The organism is Cupriavidus sp. 05N38, from assembly GCF_056397345.1.
In genome coordinates this window covers 22,139-42,047 of the sequence record NZ_JBFTNF010000066.1, presented here as the reverse complement: position 1 = coordinate 42,047, position 19,909 = coordinate 22,139, and the positions used below count along the sequence as shown (strand labels likewise).

General features: G+C 54.8%; 17 protein-coding genes. 9 read left to right on the top strand and 8 right to left on the bottom strand.

Annotated features, from left to right (window positions below; translation table 11 throughout):
* Positions 1-477 precede the first annotated feature (477 nt).
* Entirely contained in the window at positions 478-1,227 is a 750-nt protein-coding gene (locus AC1DK4_RS32980) for a carbonic anhydrase (RefSeq protein ID WP_477132026.1), read from the top strand.
* Positions 1,228-1,443: 216 nt separating this feature from the next.
* Here the strand turns inward: AC1DK4_RS32980 and AC1DK4_RS32975 are convergent, their stop codons facing one another.
* On the bottom strand, positions 1,444-1,647 hold the full coding sequence (locus tag AC1DK4_RS32975) for a hypothetical protein (RefSeq protein ID WP_441614164.1): 204 nt from the start codon (positions 1,645-1,647) through the stop codon (positions 1,444-1,446).
* 672 nt (positions 1,648-2,319) lie between these two features.
* Here AC1DK4_RS32975 and AC1DK4_RS32970 point away from each other — a divergent pair.
* The 7 genes from AC1DK4_RS32970 (at position 2,320) to AC1DK4_RS32940 (ending at position 10,258) form a co-directional block, all read left to right on the top strand.
* On the top strand, positions 2,320-2,604 hold the full coding sequence (locus AC1DK4_RS32970; RefSeq protein WP_441614165.1) for a hypothetical protein: 285 nt from the start codon (positions 2,320-2,322) through the stop codon (positions 2,602-2,604).
* Between the two features lie 599 nt (positions 2,605-3,203).
* On the top strand, positions 3,204-4,082 hold the full coding sequence (locus AC1DK4_RS32965) for a polysaccharide biosynthesis/export family protein (protein ID WP_477132025.1): 879 nt from the start codon (positions 3,204-3,206) through the stop codon (positions 4,080-4,082).
* Positions 4,079-4,516, top strand: a complete 438-nt coding sequence (locus tag AC1DK4_RS32960) for a low molecular weight protein-tyrosine-phosphatase (RefSeq protein ID WP_441614166.1) — start codon at positions 4,079-4,081, stop codon at positions 4,514-4,516. Before AC1DK4_RS32965 ends, AC1DK4_RS32960 begins: the two co-directional genes overlap by 4 nt.
* Positions 4,517-4,536: 20 nt before the next feature.
* Positions 4,537-6,759, top strand: coding sequence for a polysaccharide biosynthesis tyrosine autokinase (locus tag AC1DK4_RS32955; RefSeq protein WP_441614167.1), 2,223 nt, complete (start codon positions 4,537-4,539; stop codon positions 6,757-6,759).
* A 90-nt stretch (positions 6,760-6,849) separates the two neighbouring features.
* Positions 6,850-8,034 (top strand): hypothetical protein, encoded by a 1,185-nt coding sequence (locus AC1DK4_RS32950; protein ID WP_441614168.1) that lies wholly within the window; start codon positions 6,850-6,852, stop codon positions 8,032-8,034.
* A gap of 122 nt (positions 8,035-8,156) precedes the next feature.
* Positions 8,157-8,969 carry a glycosyltransferase gene (locus AC1DK4_RS32945; RefSeq protein WP_477132024.1) on the top strand — a complete coding sequence of 271 codons (813 nt, stop codon included), beginning with the start codon at positions 8,157-8,159 and terminating at the stop codon, positions 8,967-8,969.
* 98 nt (positions 8,970-9,067) lie between these two features.
* On the top strand, positions 9,068-10,258 hold the full coding sequence (locus tag AC1DK4_RS32940; protein ID WP_441614169.1) for a capsular polysaccharide export protein, LipB/KpsS family: 1,191 nt from the start codon (positions 9,068-9,070) through the stop codon (positions 10,256-10,258).
* Between the two features lie 69 nt (positions 10,259-10,327).
* Here AC1DK4_RS32940 and AC1DK4_RS32935 read toward each other — a convergent pair whose 3' ends face one another.
* From AC1DK4_RS32935 to AC1DK4_RS32905, 7 genes are all read right to left on the bottom strand, one after another.
* A complete protein-coding gene (locus tag AC1DK4_RS32935; protein ID WP_477132023.1) occupies positions 10,328-11,488 on the bottom strand; it encodes a beta propeller repeat protein in 1,161 nt (386 codons plus the stop codon).
* A 20-nt stretch (positions 11,489-11,508) separates the two neighbouring features.
* A complete protein-coding gene (locus AC1DK4_RS32930) occupies positions 11,509-12,441 on the bottom strand; it encodes a KpsF/GutQ family sugar-phosphate isomerase (RefSeq protein WP_441614360.1) in 933 nt (310 codons plus the stop codon).
* A 46-nt stretch (positions 12,442-12,487) separates the two neighbouring features.
* A complete protein-coding gene (kdsA, locus tag AC1DK4_RS32925; protein ID WP_441614171.1) occupies positions 12,488-13,333 on the bottom strand; it encodes a 3-deoxy-8-phosphooctulonate synthase in 846 nt (281 codons plus the stop codon).
* A gap of 9 nt (positions 13,334-13,342) precedes the next feature.
* Positions 13,343-14,377, bottom strand: a complete 1,035-nt coding sequence (locus tag AC1DK4_RS32920; protein WP_441614172.1) for an NAD-dependent epimerase/dehydratase family protein — start codon at positions 14,375-14,377, stop codon at positions 13,343-13,345.
* A gap of 12 nt (positions 14,378-14,389) precedes the next feature.
* On the bottom strand, positions 14,390-15,490 hold the full coding sequence (locus tag AC1DK4_RS32915) for a glycosyltransferase (RefSeq protein WP_441614173.1): 1,101 nt from the start codon (positions 15,488-15,490) through the stop codon (positions 14,390-14,392).
* Between the two features lie 130 nt (positions 15,491-15,620).
* Positions 15,621-16,862 carry a lipopolysaccharide biosynthesis protein gene (locus AC1DK4_RS32910; RefSeq protein ID WP_441614174.1) on the bottom strand — a complete coding sequence of 414 codons (1,242 nt, stop codon included), beginning with the start codon at positions 16,860-16,862 and terminating at the stop codon, positions 15,621-15,623.
* A 45-nt stretch (positions 16,863-16,907) separates the two neighbouring features.
* A complete protein-coding gene (locus AC1DK4_RS32905; RefSeq protein ID WP_441614175.1) occupies positions 16,908-18,314 on the bottom strand; it encodes an undecaprenyl-phosphate glucose phosphotransferase in 1,407 nt (468 codons plus the stop codon).
* 771 nt (positions 18,315-19,085) lie between these two features.
* On the opposite strand from AC1DK4_RS32905, the gene AC1DK4_RS32900 reads away from it, so the two are divergent.
* A complete protein-coding gene (locus AC1DK4_RS32900; RefSeq protein ID WP_441614176.1) occupies positions 19,086-19,904 on the top strand; it encodes a transcriptional regulator in 819 nt (272 codons plus the stop codon).
* Positions 19,905-19,909 lie beyond the last annotated feature (5 nt).

Here is a 19,909-nt window from a genome sequence, read left to right as displayed (position 1 = left end):
TCAAAAGTGCGTTACGCAGGGAGTTGGGGGAGTGTTTTCCGCACCTCGTCGGGGGCACACGGCGCCCTTGCCGCAGACGAAGGCTTGCCGAGAGCTGTCTTAGCGCCCTACGGCCGTTCGCGCACGGCGCCCCCGAGACATTCAAACGTCAGCTTCGTGGAGACGATGCTCTGGCAGACCTGCCAGCGCGCGCCGCGGACATGTGCGCATCGATCTCGGTGGAACAGTTCTGACGAGGACAGGACTCCCACACCACCACCCCAACCAGTACCTTGCCGTTGGGCAACATGGGAATTCACGGTGCCCGATGTCATCTTCATTTCCTATACACTTTCCTGCGCACATGGAGGTAGCCCGACCGGGCCCGCAAGCCGGCGTCTGCACGATTCCGGCACCTCTGGTGCCATGGTGCGCTGGCCGCGCCGGAGCCGGCCTCCGCGCCTGAGTTAAGCGATTTTCAGAACGTGAGGTAATCAGATGAAAGCACGGATCGTGATCGCAGCATTGGGAACCTTGTTTCTCACCCCCTTGGYCCATGCCTCGGAGCAGGTGCACTGGTCCTACCAGGGCAAGACCGACCCAAGGCACTGGGCGGGTCTGGAAGCGGATTACGCGGTGTGTGGAATCGGCCACCGGCAGTCACCGATCAATATCGAGACACGCAAGGTGACCGGCAAGACGGCCCAACCCGTTGGCCTCTCCCATATGCCTGCCAGCGCAGAGGTCATCAACAACGGCCATACCATCCAGATCGAGCCCGAGAACGGGGGCACCCTTACCCTCGACGGGGTGGCCTACAAGCTCGTGCAGTTCCACTTCCACACCCCGAGCGAAGAGAAAATCAACGCAAAGGCCTATCCACTGGTCGCCCATCTGGTACACAAGAGCGCGGACGGCAAGCTGGCGGCGATCGCCGTGCTGTTCCGCACCGGGAAGTCAAATGCCACGCTGCGGCCAGTCTTTGCAAACCTGCCGGCGAAGGAAGGCGAGAAACGGCGGCTGGATGGCAACATCAATGCTGGCGACCTGCTGCCGGCGGATCGCAGCAACTACACCTTCATGGGATCGCTGACGACGCCGCCGTGCAGCGAAGATGTGCGGTGGGTGGTGATGAAGACGCCAGTGAGCCTGTCATCGGCGCAGCTCGCGGCGTTCCGCAAGTTGTACAAGATGAATGCGCGGCCGACGCAACCGCTGAACGGGCGCGAGATACAGGCCGGGAGCTAGAGCGAGCCCAAGGTCCCTCAATATCTGGAGGGATGTTGCCGCAGACTACATAACGCGTCGGTGCCGCAAGCGCGGTACATCCGCTAGCCAAGGTTAGCCACCGGCCGGCTGCAGCACCCTGGAAGCTGCCGTCGGGGCGACGCTGGATTGAACGGCTGACAGGGGTCGTTCTCCGGCCTTCAGTCGCCTGCAGATCGGCGATGAACCTTTCTTTATTCAGGACGACAAGGAGCGCACCAGTCGCGTTTTCAGCGGCCAGGGTCTAAAGGCGAGAATCCAAAGGCAGACCAAGGGCCCAACCAGCGGAATCAGCGCCAGGTATTCGTAGCCCGATTCGAAACGGGCGGTGCGGAAGACCTTCCGGAACGGAAAGAACCACAGCGCCTCAAAGGCGAGAAAGCCAAGCAGGTAGATGCTCATGGTGCAGCGCCGCAAAAATTCATCCGGGAAGTGTACGGCTCGCCGGTGTATTTCTTTTCCCCTAAGGCGAGGGGGATAGCAGGGGGTGGATGCGCCGCCGTCCGGGCGACCGCTTCACTCCACTCAACTTCGAATTGCGAACATCAGGGAAACGTAGTCAGCAGCCATGGCTCAGTCCGCGACAACAGCGGAGGCACGAGTTCGGCGGTGGGGGTTGAGTGCCGGGCACTTCGCGGGCCCGCATGAGACAACGGGACGTTCCCTTCAAGACTTGATTCGCTAAGATTCTGCAGTCGCCGCAACCGCGGTGGCCGGGGATAGCAGCCCGCAATACGTAGACGGACGACCGCCGCAAGGCGGCATTCTTACCGCTAACGTACGAGGCACCCATGCTTACTCATCTCCCTGTCCACTGTGGGCGACGCTCGAAGCACTTTAGCTGGCTTGGATTTTTGCTGGCATCTAGACTTCGCGTGTCGCATCCACGGCGATTGGGTTTGACAGCCCGTTCACAAAGGACGTCGAGCCGCTCCGCGCGGCTCCTTGTCAAACCTGTTCGCACAGGAGGTCACTCCATGTCCTTCATTCCCGTCACCCATTGCTTGCAATCGACACATCCGCAGTTCGCCCCCGCCTCTGGATGCATCAACGCGATGCAAAGGAGCGTGTTCCATGGTTAAGCACACCCGCTACGGCATCACTGCTGAACACACCGGCGCCGACATGTTCATTACGGCCCATTTCCCATGTGAAGACCCGCTGAGCCTGGCGGGTGAGAAGGCCGCGCAGCTCCACGCGCTGCTCACTGTCACGCAAGACGGCGCCACCGTTGGCCAGGACCTTGCGGACGATCCTCAGGGGCATCTGCTCTCGCTTGCCGCCGGGCTGGCGCACGAGACTCTGGTGCTGAGCGAACTCGCTGCCCAGCATGAACAAGAGGGACAGGGCGGGGCATAATGCAGCGTCAACATTACGCGGTAACCCGGCGAGCAGGACTGCCGGGTTGTCGCGTTCGTGCGTACGGTGCCCTTGTGCGATCGAGTTTTCCCTCCCATCGTAGGGTGGGCAGAGAATCAAAAGTCATTTCCCTTGGCAGAGCACAATAAAACATCAAATAAATCTGCCAGAAATATCGCTGGAAATTTCGAACGAATTACTAACCCTTTCGGGTGAAGCATGCAGGGTACCGGCGCAATTTCCCACCGTCATCAAGGGGGCGATTGTTGCTCGTAACCCCTTGTCGGCGCATCCCTACCTTTGTCGGGTCCACACTTAAGGGGGGATCGAAAAGACAGGAAAAACGCCTGTATTGCCTTGAAGATTGCCCCCCTGGAGCCATACACTTCGCCGGTCCTTCGCGCGGTGATGCAGTGCAAGAGAGCATGCCGGGCAGACAACACGAGGCCATCACCGCCAGGTTCATCTCCGCGCGCTGCACACAGTAGAGCGGGAAGGCACCAGCGTGTGCCAATGTCGGACCAGCGGATTCGTCTCAGCAATGCGTGTCAGAGAATGACAGCAGCGCGGGCATTCGGGTATCAAGGGAATTACTAGTCGTGTTCAAGTATGCAAGCAAGCAGTCGTTTATCAGAGCGTTAATCAGCCTGGGCATTGTCCCGTTGCTGGCCTCTTGCGCACTCGCGCCCGGGATGCGTTTCGATCCCCAACGACCGCTCGATCCGGAAGACCCGGAATCCGTGCCCAAGGTCACGCTGATCACCCCCGCACTGGTTCGGGCGCTGAAGGCGTCCACTGTACCGGCCAACGCCGGCATCGAGGCACTGTACGCTGAGCCGAAGCCGTACACCATTGGTGTGGGCGATATTCTTTCCATCGTCGTCTGGGATCACCCTGAGTTGGTGTTCCCCACGCAGACGTACTCGATCGGTCAGGCCTACGACATTCCCAATTACAGTGGTGCCGCTAACGTACCGGGCTATGTGGTCAGCCCGGCGGGCACCATTCAGTTCCCGTATGCAGGGGTGATCCAGGTCCTGGGTAAGACACCGGATGATATTCGCGGCCAGCTCAGCAAATCACTGGTGCCGTACGTCACCATGCCGCAGGTGACCGTGCGCGTGCTGGCATTCCGCAGCAAGCGCGTGTACCTGGACGGCGAAGTCAAAACCCCGGGCCCGCAGAACATCGACGATGTGCCAATGACGCTGGTCGAGGCACTCAACCGCGCAGGCGGCATCAACGTTCTGACCGGCGACAACAGTCGCATCCGCATCTCGCGCGATGGCAAGAACTACATCGTCAATATGCCGGCGCTCCTGCAACAAGGCGTGGACCCCGCGCGCATCGCCTTCGAGCTCAAGCCCAGGGACGTCGTCTACGTCGATGCCGCCGGTGTGGTCCGCTGGAGCCGCGTGATCAACCAGCTGCTGCCCAGCGGCAACTTCGTAACGGGCGCCGCGAACGTAGCCAAATGATCAAGACTGTTCTGGTGGTATGTATCGGCAATATTTGCCGGAGTCCGATGGCAGAGGGGATTCTGAAACAGGCTTTGCCTGAGACAAATGTCGCGTCCGCCGGCCTCGGGGCGCTTATTGGCGATCCTGCCGACCCTATCGCAGTCGCACTGATGAAGGAACGCGGTATCGATATCACCGCCCACCGCGCTCAGCAACTCAGCCGGGTCTTAGCGACGCGGGCAGACCTAATCCTTGTAATGGACAACGAGCAGCGCCAAGATATCCAGCGGCACTATCCCGCCACCACCGGGCGGGTATTTCGCATGGGAGAGTTCGCCAAGTTCGACGTGCCAGATCCGTACCGCGAAAGCCGCACTGCGTTCGAAAACGCTCTGCAGTTGATCCAACGAGGCGTGGAAGCCTGGGTGCCGCGCATCCAGGCGCTCCGTTAACAGTATTGGTAGCAAAGGCAATGAACCAGACCCCTCCCCCAGTCGTTGTAGCCGCGCCGCCGGAAGAAGAAATTGACCTAGTCCGGTATTTGGACGTGCTGCTTGCAAGCCGTTGGCTGATTGCGGCAATTGCGTGCGTCGTTCTGATGCTTGGAATTGCATACGCCTTCCTTGCGCGACCCGTATACCAGGCGGATATCCTTGTCCAGGTTGAGGACAGCCCCAACAGTGCGAAGAGCCTTCTTGGGGATGTATCGAGCCTCTTCGATGTGAAGGCAGAGGCTGCCGCGGAAATCGAGATTCTTCGATCAAGAATGGTGGTCGGAAAAGCAGTAGACAATCTGAAGCTCTATATCGATGCCAAGCCAAAGTACTTCCCGCTGGTTGGAGCAGGGATCGCGCGCAAGGCGAAAGGCCTTTCAGAGCCCGGGTTCTTCGGGTTGGGCGGCTACGCTTGGGCAGCGGAAGCAATCAAGGTCGATCATTTTGATATTCCAGAAGAGCTCGAGGGCGAAAACTTCCAGATTGTAAGCTTGGGAGACGGTCGCTATTCCCTGGAGCAGCCTAGCCTCGATCATCCTATAGCGGGCGTTATCGGCGAGGATATTCGATCCGAACAGAGTGTCGGGACTGTCAGCGTGTTGGTGACCTCGTTGAAAGCGAAGGCAGGCGTAAAATTCAACCTGGTGCGAAATTCAAGATTGAAAACGCTTGAGGATCTGCAGGACGATCTAAAGATTGCGGAAAAAGGAAAACAAAGCGGCATAATCGGTGCGTCGCTAGATGGAAAAGATCCGATTCTGACGGCCGCTATCCTGAATGAGATTGGTGAGGAATACGTTGCCCAAAATATCAAAAGGAAGGCTGCAGAAGCAGAAAAATCTCTGGTATTCCTTGGCGATCTTCTTCCACAACTGAAAGTCGAATTGGAGCGTGCAGAAGTCAAATACAATGACATGCGTAACAAACGCGGCACATTCAATTTGAGTGAGGAAGGTAAAGCATTTCTCCAAGAAAGCGTTACCGCCGACACTACTCTTCTCGAACTGAAGCAAAAGCGCGCTGAGTTGATAACTCGCTTCGCACCTGGTCATCCCTCCGTGATAGCGCTCGACCAGCAAATCGCTGGCCTAAACGAGAAAGTTGGAAGCGTAGCAATTCGAGTGAAATCCCTACCCAACATCGAGCAAGACGCTTTGCGTCTGATGCGCGATGTTCAAGTGAACAACGACCTATACGTAGGGTTGCTGAACAACATGCAGCAACTCAAATTGGTGAAGGCAGGCAAGGTCGGGAATGTTCGTCTGCTGGATAATTCTCCCGTTCCAGAGGAAGCCATTAGACCCAAGAAGCCCTTGGTCATCGCGCTTTCGGCTGTTCTCGGACTTATGTTCGGTGTTATTGTCGCATTTATCAGGAATTGGTTATTCGGAGGAATTACCGATCCTCAAGATATCGAGCAACACACCGGGCTTAGCGTTTATGCAACAGTTCCGCTCTCGCAGGGACAGGTCAGCTTAAGCAACGAACTTCACTCGCGAAAAAAAGGTCAATACTTACTCGCGAATCGCTATCCAAACGAGACGTCCATTGAAAGCTTACGCAGCTTGCGGACCGCTCTCCAGTTCGCGATGCTTGACGCTGACAATAATCGCGTCCTTTTAACGGGACCCACGCCGGGAGTGGGAAAGTCATTTGTCTCAGCGAATCTGGCTGCAGTTATGGCTTCCGGTGGAAAGCGAGTGCTTCTAGTCGATGCGGACATGAGAAGAGGTTATCTGAATCAATATTTCGGAAAAGATCGAAACCTTGGTTTGTCGGATGTACTTGCTGGAAAAGCGAGTATTGAAGATGTTACTCACGGTGACGTGGCGGAGGGGTTGGATTTTATCTCGACAGGAACAATTCCTCCAAATCCAGCTGAGTTACTGTTGAATGAGAAAATGGTCCACTTGCTAGATGAGTTTAGTGGGCGTTATGACTTGGTGATAATTGATACCCCTCCGGTTTTGGCTGTATCGGACACAGCGATTCTCGCCGCACATTGCGGTGCTGTTTTCTTGGTGACGAGGTTCGAAAGAAGCACCATCGGAGAGGTGCGAGAGAGCGCCAAGCAATTGGGACATGCCAACGCCGATGTGAAGGGTGTGATATTTAATGGCCTAGATCCAAAAGCGTTTCGATATAGCTATGGCTCGAAATATGGTCGGTATCGTTACGCCTACTACAACTATGGGGCATAGGGTATTACCCTCCGGCTGGCCGGTTGCTCACCGCCTTTTGCAGAATCACCGATTCCTGCGAAGGGGAATCCGACGGAGGGAACAACATCGATGAATCGTTTTTCATTTTTGCTTTTCTCGGGAAGCTTGTTTTTCTTCTCCTTGAACGCATTTAGTGTCAGAGCTACGGCGATCGGGTACATCTTAATGTGCCTTCTCTTGCTTGTGAACGGAAGCAAGTTGTTGAGTATAAAAAATGGATTAGGCGTCGCAGTGCTTGGGGTGCTCGCATCCACGGCGATTGTTTGGTCGATCTCAATACTTCACGATTTTTATTTAAATTTTTTTATTAAGTTTTTTTTCGTCCAGATTTATATTGCTGCCGTTTATATATGCTTTAAGTCTGCTGTGGTTGGGTGTAGTGAGCTGCGTAAGGCTTGTCAGGTTCTTATATTTATTCATGCAGCATTCTTTCTATTCCAGGTTGGATATTTCTTGGCGACCGGTGATTTCATCGATTTGAATAACTATGTTAGAGAGGTTGAATCGGAATCCCTCTATATGACTAAGGCGCTGGAAGGAAGAGCCATCGGGATTAGGGGAGTAGGTTTGTTTTCTGAGCCGTCATTCTACGCCATGGCCGTACTTCCTGCTGCCGCCGTTCTTTTGGCCATTGACCGGCGCATTACGGTCCCGATTATTATCGCACTTGGGACCGCAACACTAAGCCTCTCAATCGCCGCGATTTTTGTGGTTGCTTTGCTGGGAACAGTCTTTCTTGTTGCGTGCAAGGGATCTCGCTGGGTAAAAGTGGCCATCCTTGCGGCAGCTCTCGCTGCCTCTCCATTTTTGTTTGAGTTTTATAATCTACGGGTCACAGAGTCTGTAGATTACGATGCAATTTCCAGCAGGCAATCTGTATTCGAGGAATTCAAGCAGCGCGAGTGGAATGCTGATGTATTTGGAGCGGGATTTTTTTGGGATGAGACATCCCGGGTCGGTGTAACCGGACTTTGGGGTTACCATGTTCGCGACTCATCTTTCCTGGTCTACTTGTATTTTGCTTCGGGAGTATTGGGGTGCGGATTATTTGCAACTATCCTTGCGCGAATATTTCGCGGTTGTTTTGTCGAGTTGCTCTTCTTTCTTCCTTTGCTTCTTTTTAAGTTTCATATTCTTTTTGGTCTGCTTTGGTTTACCCTAGCCTCCTTTTACCAAATTTGCCTATGGCGAAGAGTTGCCGAAAGGGAGCATGCACCGGAAATGATGCGGGTTGCAGGAAGGCATAAGAAATAGAAACTTGCTTGCGAGCGCGTTGCAATCCGTAGGTTGGCAAATGAACACGTGTAGTTCGTGATCAGATCCAGTTCTGATCTAGGCGAGTAATTAGCTTAATAAATGGTGACCTGAGGGTGGTTATGATGGGGAATGCCGGTAAGTGCTGCGTCCTAATACCTTACTATAACGCGGGCGATTCGTTGTTGGAGACCATCCACTCTGTCGAGGCCGGTTCGCTGGCGCCGGACGTCATCGTCGTGGATGACGGCAGTAGAGTCGAACGGAAAGCGGTCAATATCTTGGAGAAATATTCAGGCGCGCTGAAAATAAGATTGATTGAGTTGGATGAGAATCAGGGGATCGAACATGCCTTGAATCGCGGTCTCATTGATCTCGGTACATCTTACAAGTATGTTGCCAGGCTGGACTGTGGTGACCGTTGCAAGAACGATCGACTCAGAAAGCAAGTTGAGTTCTTGGACTCACATATGGATTACCATCTTGTCGGAAGTTGGGTTGATTTCGTCGATTTGGAAGGGAAACTGTTATACACCCTCAAGCACCCATCGGATTTTGCGTCGATCAAAAAGATGATGTTTCTAAATCCGACCTTTACGCATCCGGCAGTAATGTTTAGGAGTTCTTTACTTGCCACGTCTGGCTTGTATCCGGTTGATAAGCCAGCAGCGGAAGATTACGCATTTTTCTTCAAGATTATCCAAAACCATAAAGCGTCAAATCTGAACGAAAGCTTGGTAGACTGCCTAATTAGTCCGGCGGGGATATCCAATATGCGGCGGAGAATTCAGATCAAGAGCAGAATAAAAATTATATTGGAAAATTTCGAAGTTAATCCGTACGCATTTTATGGCCTGATTAGGTCAATTTTGCTTTTCTGCACGCCGAGAGGATTCACAGTAACCCTGCGCCGCGCGATGCGGAAGTTACAGTGACTAGGCAGCGAAGGAATATTATTTCAACGATTCGCTCCGGCTCGAATTTTCGAGCCTTGACATATATTGAGCGGTGAAGTTGCAACTGGAACGATGCCATGATCGCAATTATCGTTGACTCTCTGGAGCGCGTCCAATTCTTCAAGAGATTGGTTCTCCCTCTGTCGGACCGGTACGGCTTCATTTTTCTGACTTCTGAGCCAATCGCTCATCTTCGGATCCGTGCCGCGAAGCAGAGGTCATTCTACTTTCGCAGAAGTTGTGGCGAGGCTCGCTACCTGCGGGAGGACGACGTACTGACGTCGATCGAGCATTTAAACGATGATTTGCCGTTCCAGCAACTGATGCAGGACTACAGCATCATATACGGCAAGACGCGAGAGCTATTCGAGAAACTCGGTGTGGTGAAGTGTGCGATGTGGAATGGGCAGCAGATGCTTGGCAGAGCGGCGACGCGGGTCTGTCAGGAGATGGATATCGATACAGTATTTCTGGAGATATCAAATCTACCAGACAAGCTGTTTTCAGACTCAGAGGGTGTAAATGCGCTTTCAAGCATCAGCCGAGACCCGTCACTACTCGACGTTTTGCCCGATGCTGACCTTGAGGATCATCGTCGATGGTTCAAAAAATACGAGGAATATAAGCGCCTCCCCCCACCTCAATCTAATGTGAGGGTCGCGGCAAAAATAGCTTCTGGCTTGAATTATCTGGCTAAATTGGGGACAAATGGCGTTCTTCAAAGGAAGGTAAAAGGGTTAAGGCTTCGTAGCGCCGCATCCGTCACGGCAGCCAACGAGAATATGGATGTGGAAAGGTTAAAAGAAACGGAGTACATTTTTCTTCCGTTGCAAGTGAGTGGGGATACTCAGCTAAAGCTCCATTCCGAAGTGGGTAATGTGGAAGCGATACGGATTGCTGTCGAGAAAGCACGGGAGTTGGGGTGCATCCTGCTTGTCAAGCCGCACCCGGCCGAATTCAATTTAAACGAAATAGAGACTATTAAGGTGATGGCTCACCAACTTGGATTTCGTATTGTTGGGGGCAACACGACGATTTTGATTAAGTACGCGCGTTGCGTTATGACGATTAACTCGACAATTGGCCTCGAGGCACATCTGTACGGAAAGTCCGTAATATGTCTTGGTCGAAGCTATTACAGAGATTTCGATGAGGTGCAGGTGCGGAAATTTGTGCACCGGTACCTGGTTGACGGTATCGACTACTTTTCGCGTATGCCGATCTCCCGAACGGCCGCAGCACGGGCGTTGCAGATTTCTGCCGATTGAAGGTGGGGTGCTATGCTTCCGAACTGGCCGCGCAATCGCTTGGACGGACCCGCGGCCAGTCGGTATGAATCATTTTGGCAGTAATTTTCGGAAATTTTTAATTTTCAAGAATGTGATGTAATTTGAATCGTGCTGATTTTTTGCGCCACCTCGAGAGTCGTCCGCCGCGACTCGAACCGCAGTTAAAATATCGTCACCGTCGAAGATCCAGTCGGCATATTGATAGCCATGTCTATTCCAATCTGGATTGAATATTATATCGTCGGCGACCTTCCAATCATGCAAATCGAGAGAGTAGATGAGAGATAATCGATTTCTTGCTCGCTCGTAGTTGCCCCCCGCGTAGTCATTTTTCACCGCGTTCGATAGAGCGAGGTAGTAGCCACTGCTCGCATCGAAGCGTATAGTGAATTTCTTTCCGCCGCCTGGGAGGTTGATGAATCCAGTTTCTGGGTTGAATTCAGCGCGGGAACCAGATGAATCGACAGTGACTAGGGCTGCTTTCTCCTCACGGTCGTTGTAGTTGACTCGAAGAATATTTGTCACGTGGCCACTTGCGCTTGCGACGAGATTCCCTTCCATCCATCCGAGAAATCTGCCGTCAAGCCAACGTCGACTGGGAGTCGCCCCCGCGCTGATTGTCCAATTTGATGTGTTCAACAGGTCAAGCGTATCTTCCGGAATGGACAATACGATACTTTCGAGGCCTGCTTTCTGCACTCGCTCCATTGAGCGCCWGAGCCTGCCCTCGTGAACGAGAACTGGGACAGGGGCGGAAAGATAACGCCCGCTAAGTGGAAACAAGCCGTTGCGGGCCGAGTCTGGAGATGTCCAGGTAATACCTCCATTTTCGGACTTGCGGATAATTGGCGCTCCACGATCACTTGTGGTGCCGAGTAGATAGAGGTTATTCCGGAAAGTGAAGATAGATGACCAGTACTGGCCATCGATGACGGCCGCTTGAGACCAGTGTTCCCCTTGGTCGACCGACTTGTAAACGAAAGTTCTTTCGCCACTAGCAGCTGGTCCGAACTCGTCGTGAGAGATCACTATCGTACCGTCACGCAGTTTCGCGATTGAAGGTGATCCCAAATATAGCGAGTCGGACGCGAATCGATGTGAGACGACTGTGCCAGGTGGTCCTCCGTTGACTACTTGAGCAGTGCAACTCAATAGGAAAATGTGTGCGCCGAGAATAAATGTTATGCCGAGAGTGCGAAGAGAGTTCATTCTTCTCTGCAGTGCGGATGCTACTTTTTAAAAACACCGACGATGCGGTCATTCTGAGTTACGAGCAACGACGAGACACCTTTACGGTCCATAAGAGCCAACGCGTCCTCCACGCGCGTTCCGACCGGCACGGCGAATGGATCGGTCGACATCATGTCACGTGCTGTTCGTTCGAAAACCGCACTGCGATGGCGCTCAATCGCCCGACGAATGTCGCCGTCGGTTATGACGCCAACTGCGTCGCCGGATCTGACTAAGGCGATTCCTAACCTCGCATCTGTCATTGTGCTCAACACTTGCAGAATCCCGGTGTCGAGTTCTACAAATGGTAGGTCTCTCACCATTTCATCCTCCACCTTCCGTAGCAGCCTTCTCCCCAGCGATCCACCAGGGTGAAACCTAGCGAAGGCCTCGGGGGAAAAATCCTTCGCGCGCATCGCGGCAACAGCCAGTGCATCCCCGAGAGCGAGGGTTGCGGTGGTGGATGATGTGGGTGCCAACTGGAACGGACAGGCTTCAACGACGGCGCCGATACTCAGATGGCAATGTGCTGCCATTGCTAGCGTAGACGCAGGATTCCCAGTGATCGAGATCAGATGATTTCCGTTATCGCGAAGGTACGGAATTATCTTTACGACCTCGTCGGTTTCGCCGGAGTTCGAGATTGCGAGAAACGTATCTTCTGCTGTCACCATGCCGAGATCGCCGTGGTAAGCCTCGCCGGGGTGCATGAAGAAACTCGGAGTTCCAGTACTGGCTAAAGTGGCCGCAATTTTCTTTCCGACTATGCCAGATTTTCCCATGCCACAGACAACGACCCGCCCGCGCGAGCGAAGGATGTGTTGCACAGCTTGTGCAAATGATTCGTCGATCCCTTGGAGGAGGGCGGAGATTGCGTCTGCCTCGGATTGGAGAGTCGCCTTTCCCCACTTAATTAATTCGTTGCTGCTGATGTGACTATTATTCATTTGTTGCGTGCGAAAATTGCTATTCGATAAATCAATTTACGGTTATCGTGTCAAAAGACTTTATAAGGTCGTCAAGCGCCTTGATTTGCTTCAAAACTGGCTCGAGCAGATCAAGCGGAAGTGCACTCGGGCCATCGCAAAGCGCGTTGTCGGGGTCTGGGTGAGCCTCGAGGAAGAGGCCAGCGATACCAAGCGAGACAGCGGCTTTCGCCAGTTCGAGGACCTGACCGCGACGGCCACCGGACGCCTCCGCTCCTGCATCTCGTCGCTGTAGACTGTGAGTGACATCGAAAATCAGCGGGTGACCACCGGTGGCGTTGATCATTTCGCGGAAGCCGAGCATGTCGACGACAAGATTGTCGTAGCCGAAGGACGCGCCTCGTTCGCAGAGGAGAACATTCGGATTCCCGCTCTCTTTGCACTTCATCACGATATTCCTGACTTGCGTAGGGCTCATGAATTGTGGCTTTTTGATATTTAGCGGTTTTCCGGTATGTGAGGCCGCCACTATAAGATCGGTTTGTCGTGCCAGGAATGCCGGAATCTGTAGGATATCGACGTGCTTTGCGACGACCTCGGCTTGCGCAGGTTCATGGATATCCGTAATTATGGGAACGGCGAATTCATCTTTTACCCTGTCAAATATGCGCATGCCCTCCAACAATCCCGGTCCGCGATAAGAGTGTATGGAGGAGCGGTTGGCCTTGTCGAATGACGCCTTGAAGACAAATGGGATTCCGATGGCAGTCGTGACCTTCATGAATCGCTCGCACGCAAAAAGCGTGCTGTCGAGATCCTCCAGAACGTTCAAGCCACCAATAAGGACAAGGGGAAGTTGGTTTGATAGGCGAATATCGGGCGAAATATCAATCTGCATGTTAAGTTCCTATTTCCAGTCGTCCGGGCATAGCGTTTGCCAATCTTGAAACGCACCGGCCAGGTCATACTTGAATGAGTAGCCCGAGGCAAGCAAGTATCCAGGCGTTATATAGTTAGGGCGGACGAGTTTGCGTACCCGAACAGGACTAAATGGCTGTTTCAGGCCGATCAAGCCGGCGAGCAAGCTGATGCTGTGAGATGCCAAAAGTAGAAGAGAAAATGGCACCTCCGGTACATGACGTTTAATTCCGGCAGTCAGGCACACAGCATTCACATAGTCACGAATTGCAGGCGCGGGTTCCATCGACATATTAAATAGCGCATATGCGTCTTTGCTGTCGATCTGTTGCTGATGTACCCACTGCATTGCGTCAACCAATTCTTTTACATAGACGCCGGCCTTCCGCGTTTCCTTATTCCCCATATAAAAGAAATAACGCCGCATGACGGCATGGATGAGCCGAGATACGTTCCCGCTTTCGCCAGGCCCGAAAACTACACCGGGGCGAACGATTGTTAGTACTCTTTGTGAGCGATCTTCGTTGAGCCACGAAAGATGAATTTTTTCGGCGACTAGCTTAGATCCGCCGTAGGCAGAAGCCGGGACCGGCAATGAATTCTCGTCACGTCGTTCATCGCTTACGCCGTAAGGTGCAATCGAACTTGTGAAAATAATATTCGTCGCATTGACTCGTCTAGCCCAATCGCACACGTTCTCCGCACCGAGGATATTGGTCTCGTAGTACTCATGCGGGAGGTGGCCGGGTTCGCGATGCACTGCAGCTAGATTCGCGACGAAGTCGACTCTCTCATCCGGTGCCCATGTGATTGGATGCCGCACGTCCCCAAGTAGCTCAATGGCACCGCTGGATCGCACCATTTCAAGTCGAAACTGATTTTGCTTTTCCTCGATACTTTCTCGGTCAAAAAGGTATACCTTGCGATATTTTTTGCTGGATGCGAGGCTGTATGCCAGAAATGCACCAATAAAACCATTTCCGCCGAAGATAACCGCGCAGTTGCCGTCCCCGATTTCCTCCATAATGAGTTTCTCCTAGTGAGCACCAACCCGGGAAGGCTGGATGTAAATTTGTTCGAGTTGGTGAAGGAACCTGCTTTGGGCAAAGCGCCCGCGAGCGGCCTGCTCCCCTTGGTGCGCGATCTGGGTACGCAGGTCAGTATTCAGATATAGACGTTCGAGTTGGCCAACGGCCTCACTTGCGCCAGAGAACAGAACCCCATTGACTTCATCGTCAACGACGTCCACGTTCCCCGGGCATCGATTTGCAAGAACGGGCAACCCGGATGCCATTGCCTCGATGACTGAGACAGGCATGCCTTCCCAAGCCGCGGTTGAGAGGTACACGTCTGCGGAATGAAGCATGTCGCGTACTTCTTGGCGAGTACGCCATCCAGTTACGCGAACACCTGCATCTGTGAGGGCTGCTTTGCTGGTGAGGTCGCCGTCTCCGATCCAAACAAATTCGAAGCCTCGGTGAGAAAGAAGTCTCGAAATGTCTGAGAAGAGGTCGAAACCCTTCTGACGGCGAATCCCACCTACGGTGACAACTGTGAGGCGCTTGTCTGGTCGGTGCGCTCGAAGCGGGGTGTCGGTGTTTGGCCTGGTAAAGAAGCCGACGTCAACAGCATTTTCAAGTATGAGCGCGGGAAGTCCCAACGAATCTTCAATGGCTAGCGCTTCGCTGCGCGAGCAGGCGATATAGGTTCCATGGCGTTTAGCAGCAATGGCTTCTAGCAGCGTAAAGATTCGCTTCTTGAGATCCGAAATATCGGTTCTCATAAAGGAGATACAGTGCGGGCTGTAAAATGATTTTAGATCTGATTTCCACCCAATTGTCGCTAGGCGACCCACGAACCCTGCGAAGGACGAATGCATGTGCAGCACATCTGGATTGAGTTCCTTCAGTTTCCTGCGAGCTTCGAGGATGCCGCCAGGAAGATCCCGTGGGCCCATCGGAAGGGCATGCAGGACGACATCGCGGTGAAACAGTGATTCGAGATCAGTTGGCGTTTCCGGTCGGGGGGAGTAGACGACGCTTACTTGGTGTCCGTTCGCGGCGAAGTAGTTGGCGGCAAGGCAAACCATCGACAAAGTACCTGTCGCAGTGGACTCGATGAGGTGCGTGATCTTCATAGACTTGCTTTTAACTCGACTGTAAGCTTCGGCTATCGCTAGATAATTCGAGGTTAATTGTTCAGGATTCTTATGGATGTAATGTAACTTGCAATCACAGTGTGTTTTGTCAGATTATTAATAGAATTCACTATCGTAGCGTTGCTTGCAATTCATCGGTGATTTCTGAATGATTCTTTTGATGTGAGTCAGCTGAGACTCTAAAGATAACGAAAAGTCCAAAAAGAAGAACCAGCGAGCCACCGATGGAGAATGCAAGCGACGTACCCAGCAACGTGAACTTACTTATCTTTGAAATTATCAATGCGCTGGCGAGGCTTATTGCACTAACCAGCTGGATTAGTAGGTCGATGCGCTGAGATTTTGTTGCCAGGAAGACCTGCGACAGCGGTATGTATATCAATTGAAGGGCGAAGAACGGCATCAAGGCGTGAAAGTAGATTGCCGAGTGCTGCCATTTCTCGCCGAGAAAGAGGGAGACTAACGTCGTATAGAGTGTAATTCCGGCAATGACGTAGGCGGCTGCCAGAATCGAGAGCATAGCCGCATATGGGCGTAGGACAGTGAGCAGCGGCGCCCCCTTTGCCACGGCAGAAACCGCGTCGCGGCGGAGTACGCCGCCAATGCTTTGTGCGATGAGTGATACTGGGAAGGCGCCGAAGCGATAGGCGGCGGCGAAATAACCAGCAGCTATGGCGTCAAACCAGCGTGGCACCAGGATCGAGAGTGCATAGAGAGAGACTGAAGCCAACAGGGTGGCGGGGAGTGTGTAGCTGGCGAAACGAAGATTTTCGTGGATGAAACGGTAGAAAGAAATCGTGTTTCGACACTTCCTATTGAAAAATAGGATGAGAAATACTGAGGCCGTCGAAAGAGTCAACGTGACAAACGCAAATTCATAAAAAGGGTTGATCTCGACAGAGCCAAATATTTTCGGCGCGGTGATCAGCGAAGCTAGAAGGAGCGCGTTAACAAGGACGCGGAGAAAAGCGATGGCTACGTAATGACGTAGGGAATTTAGATAGTGGGCGACGGCTTGTTGCGCAAAGAAAGACATTGCGAATACGACCACCGTGTACTTGCTGAAAAGAAAGTACAGTAATATCCCTAATGCGATTGTGCTCGCGCTGGCGAGTGTCAGAGCATGTCGAAGCGAGGTGAGCGAGATTGCACGGGAGTCGCTGACGCAGGCCAACTCGTATCGGAATGCCAATATGGTGCCGAGAAACATTCCGAGCGCCACGTCGCCGTTGAAGACGCCAAGCGCCTCTGGGCCGTAGGAGCGCGCGATCACCGCAACGCATGCGAAGAAGAGTAGCTGCGCGGTGACCGTCGAGCCCAGTGCGACGGCTGAGTCCTTGATGCGGAACATCCTACTGCTCACAACGTGCCAGGAAGGGCTGCGAACCGGAATCGACTAATACGCATTTTTTCCCGTCCAGCCTTTGAAAGCAGTGAAGAAGATTATCCGCAGGTCCATCCAGAATGACCAGTTTCGGATATAGAAGATGTCGTGCTCCACGCGCTTGGCCATCTTGTCCAGCGTGTCGGTCTCGCCGCGGTAGCCGTTGATCTGGGCCCAGCCGGTAATGCCGGGCTTGACCCGGTGACGCAGCATGTAGAAGTCCAGCTGCTCTTTGTAGAGGTTGTTGTGCGCCATGGCGTGCGGGCGGGGGCCTACCACGCTCATTTCGCCGCGCAGCACGTTGATGAACTGGGGCAGCTCGTCCAGGCTGGTGCGGCGCAGGAAGGCGCCGATGGGTGTGATGCGGTTGTCGCCCTTGGTGGCCTGGGTGACCACGCCGTGCTCGGCGTGTACCTGCATGCTGCGGAACTTGTAGACGTGGATCTCGCGGCCGTCCAGGCCCAGGCGTTCTTGCTTGAAAAAGACCGGGCCGGGCGAGCTGCGCTTGATCAGGATGCCGATCAGCAGGAACAGCGGCGAAAGGGCGATGAGGACCAGCGCGGCAAAGGCGCGGTCGAAGATGGCCTTGACGGTGCCGCGCACGCCTAGCGATGGCGGGCGGTTCATTTCCACCGCGGGCATGCCCAGGAAGTTGCCGAGCTTGTGGTTGAGCAGGTCGAAGTCCAGCACGCTGGGCATCCACTTGATGTCGATGAAGTCGTTGCGCAGGGAGAAGGCGATTTCCTGCATCTGCAGGGATTCGCTCAGGGGCAGGGTGAGCCAGACTTCGTCAATGCCGTGCGAGCGTGAGAATTCGGCAATGTCGGCGGTGTCGGTGATGCGCGGGCGGCCTTCGGGCGTGGCTTCGCCTTCGGGGGCGTAGATGCCGCTGACCTTGTAGCCGGTGCGGTGGCTGACGGTGGCGCGGCGGTACATCTCCTGGCCGGTGCGGCCGTAGCCCACGATCAGCACGCGCTTGTGGTTGGCGCCGGCACTGCGCACGATGCCCAGCACGGAGCGGCTGGCCAGGTGGACGATGAACAGGCCAGCCAGGGAGAGGCCGTACCAGTAGGCCATCCACAGGCGCGAGAGTGCGTCTGCCTGATGAATGAAGTAGCACATCAGCAGGCTGATCAGCCAGACCAGCGTCCAGGCGGAGATCACGCGCGTGGCCATCGCGGCAAGGCTGCGGCCGCGCCAGGAGGCGTAGAGGTCGAACGCCGGCATGACGATGAAGGCCACCGCGCAGGCAAAGTACTGGATGAACTGGTGAACGGGCGCGGCTGGCCCGAGGTCAGGCGCGAAGCGTAGTGCGGCCGCCAGGTAGCCGGCGATCAAGATGGCCCCGATGTCGAACAGGCGCACCATCAGCGCTAGCTGATCGTGATGCCTGGCGAACATGTCGCGATAGACTCCCATGACTTCTCCCGAAGCGTTCGCGTAGCAGGTGCACCTTGTGCACCGTACTGTTCCTCCCCGCCGGTTAATTGGCTATGCGGGCGGCCGGTGTTGCCGGCGCCATGCACAGTGCCGCGGCGCTGGCCACGGCAAGACAAAGCAAAGTCGTGCGGACTGCTTCCGCGGCAGTCGGGTCCCATGGCATGGCTGCGCGATGGTGGCTGACCTTGCCACCTGCGGCGTCCTTTGCGGACTGCCCATTGGAATTGCAACGCTTGGTTTCTGCCCGCCGGCATAAGCCGCGCGGTGTACTTCGTCTTTACGATGGTGCGGATAATGCGGTGCAGCGAGAATCCCGGGTACCCTGCGTGAGAAGGGATAGAGTGGGGATCGTCGGCGCTTATTGCGCGCGGCGCTTGCGGGCTGCCGTATCGCGCGGCAAGGTTCGCCACGGTCTGCATTGACAGTGGGTCATATGATTTTTTTAAATAACCTGCGTCATCCGTTGCGCCTTATCTTTTATCCCTGCTTTGGTAGGGGGTGCTTGGATTGATGGAGCCGGGGAGAGGTGGCGTGGCGCGTGATTCGGCTGCTTACACCGGCTCTGCGGGATTGCGCGGGCGCGGTCATTGCCGGCCGGCGGCTCTTGCGAGGCTGAAAATTTTCCCATCCGACGAGGGGAAAAGTGAGACAGAYGGTCAAGCGATGCGCGTGCGCCGGCCTATGCTGTGGGTCTGAACTGATCCACGCCTCGTACCCGTTGCAAGGCGACCAACCGTTGGAAAGATGGAAATGGATGGGAATGGCTTCACGCGTGAGCAGCTCGATAGTTACTTTGCGTCTTATGTGGGCATGGAGGGGGGCAATCTGGCGGGCGCAGTCTGGTTCTGCGATTACATGCCGATGACAGATGCGGAATCATTGCCGGTGACGTTGTCACCGCGCCGCACGGTGCCGGCCTGGGACGCGGATTTCCGTCTGCGCCACGCGCGGCAGATAGCTAAGTGGCAGACGCACCAGCGCATTGCCCGCATCATGGCCGCGGCCCGGGAGATGGTGTTGTTCGGGCGGGACGATAGCGGCGACTGGCAGCGTTACCTGGCGGAGTACCTTTACCGGCCGCGCGGTTGGGATTTCAAGCTGAGCTTGTTTCCCTTGTCGGTGCGGGCCGAGAACGGGCTGCCCTGGAAGCGGCTGCACGGCGCACAGGCGGAACTGAACCCCAAGGGCAAGTACCTGGCGCTTTGCCGCACCGGCACGCGCTTCCGCTTTATCGCGGCAATGCGCCGGCGCGCGCGGCCCAAGGTGGTGGTATGCCTTGGCGAGCGCCACGAAAGTGACTATCTCCACGCCTTCGGCATGCGCGGCCTGCCCTATACGGAGCACACGCTGCAGCCGGCCGACCAGGCAAGGGTCCTGCGGATCTACGCAGACCAGGGCACGCACCTGGTGATCTGCCCGGCCGTGGCGGGTGCCGCCGGGCTGGCTTCGGATGTCCTTCTGAATGCGATGGGCGGGTTCATCAGCCAGTGGCTGACGCTGGCCGACTTCCAGACGCGGCCAGACGCGCCTGGCCAGCCGGATCCGGCGGCTCTGCGCCTCGCGGCGTGATGCGG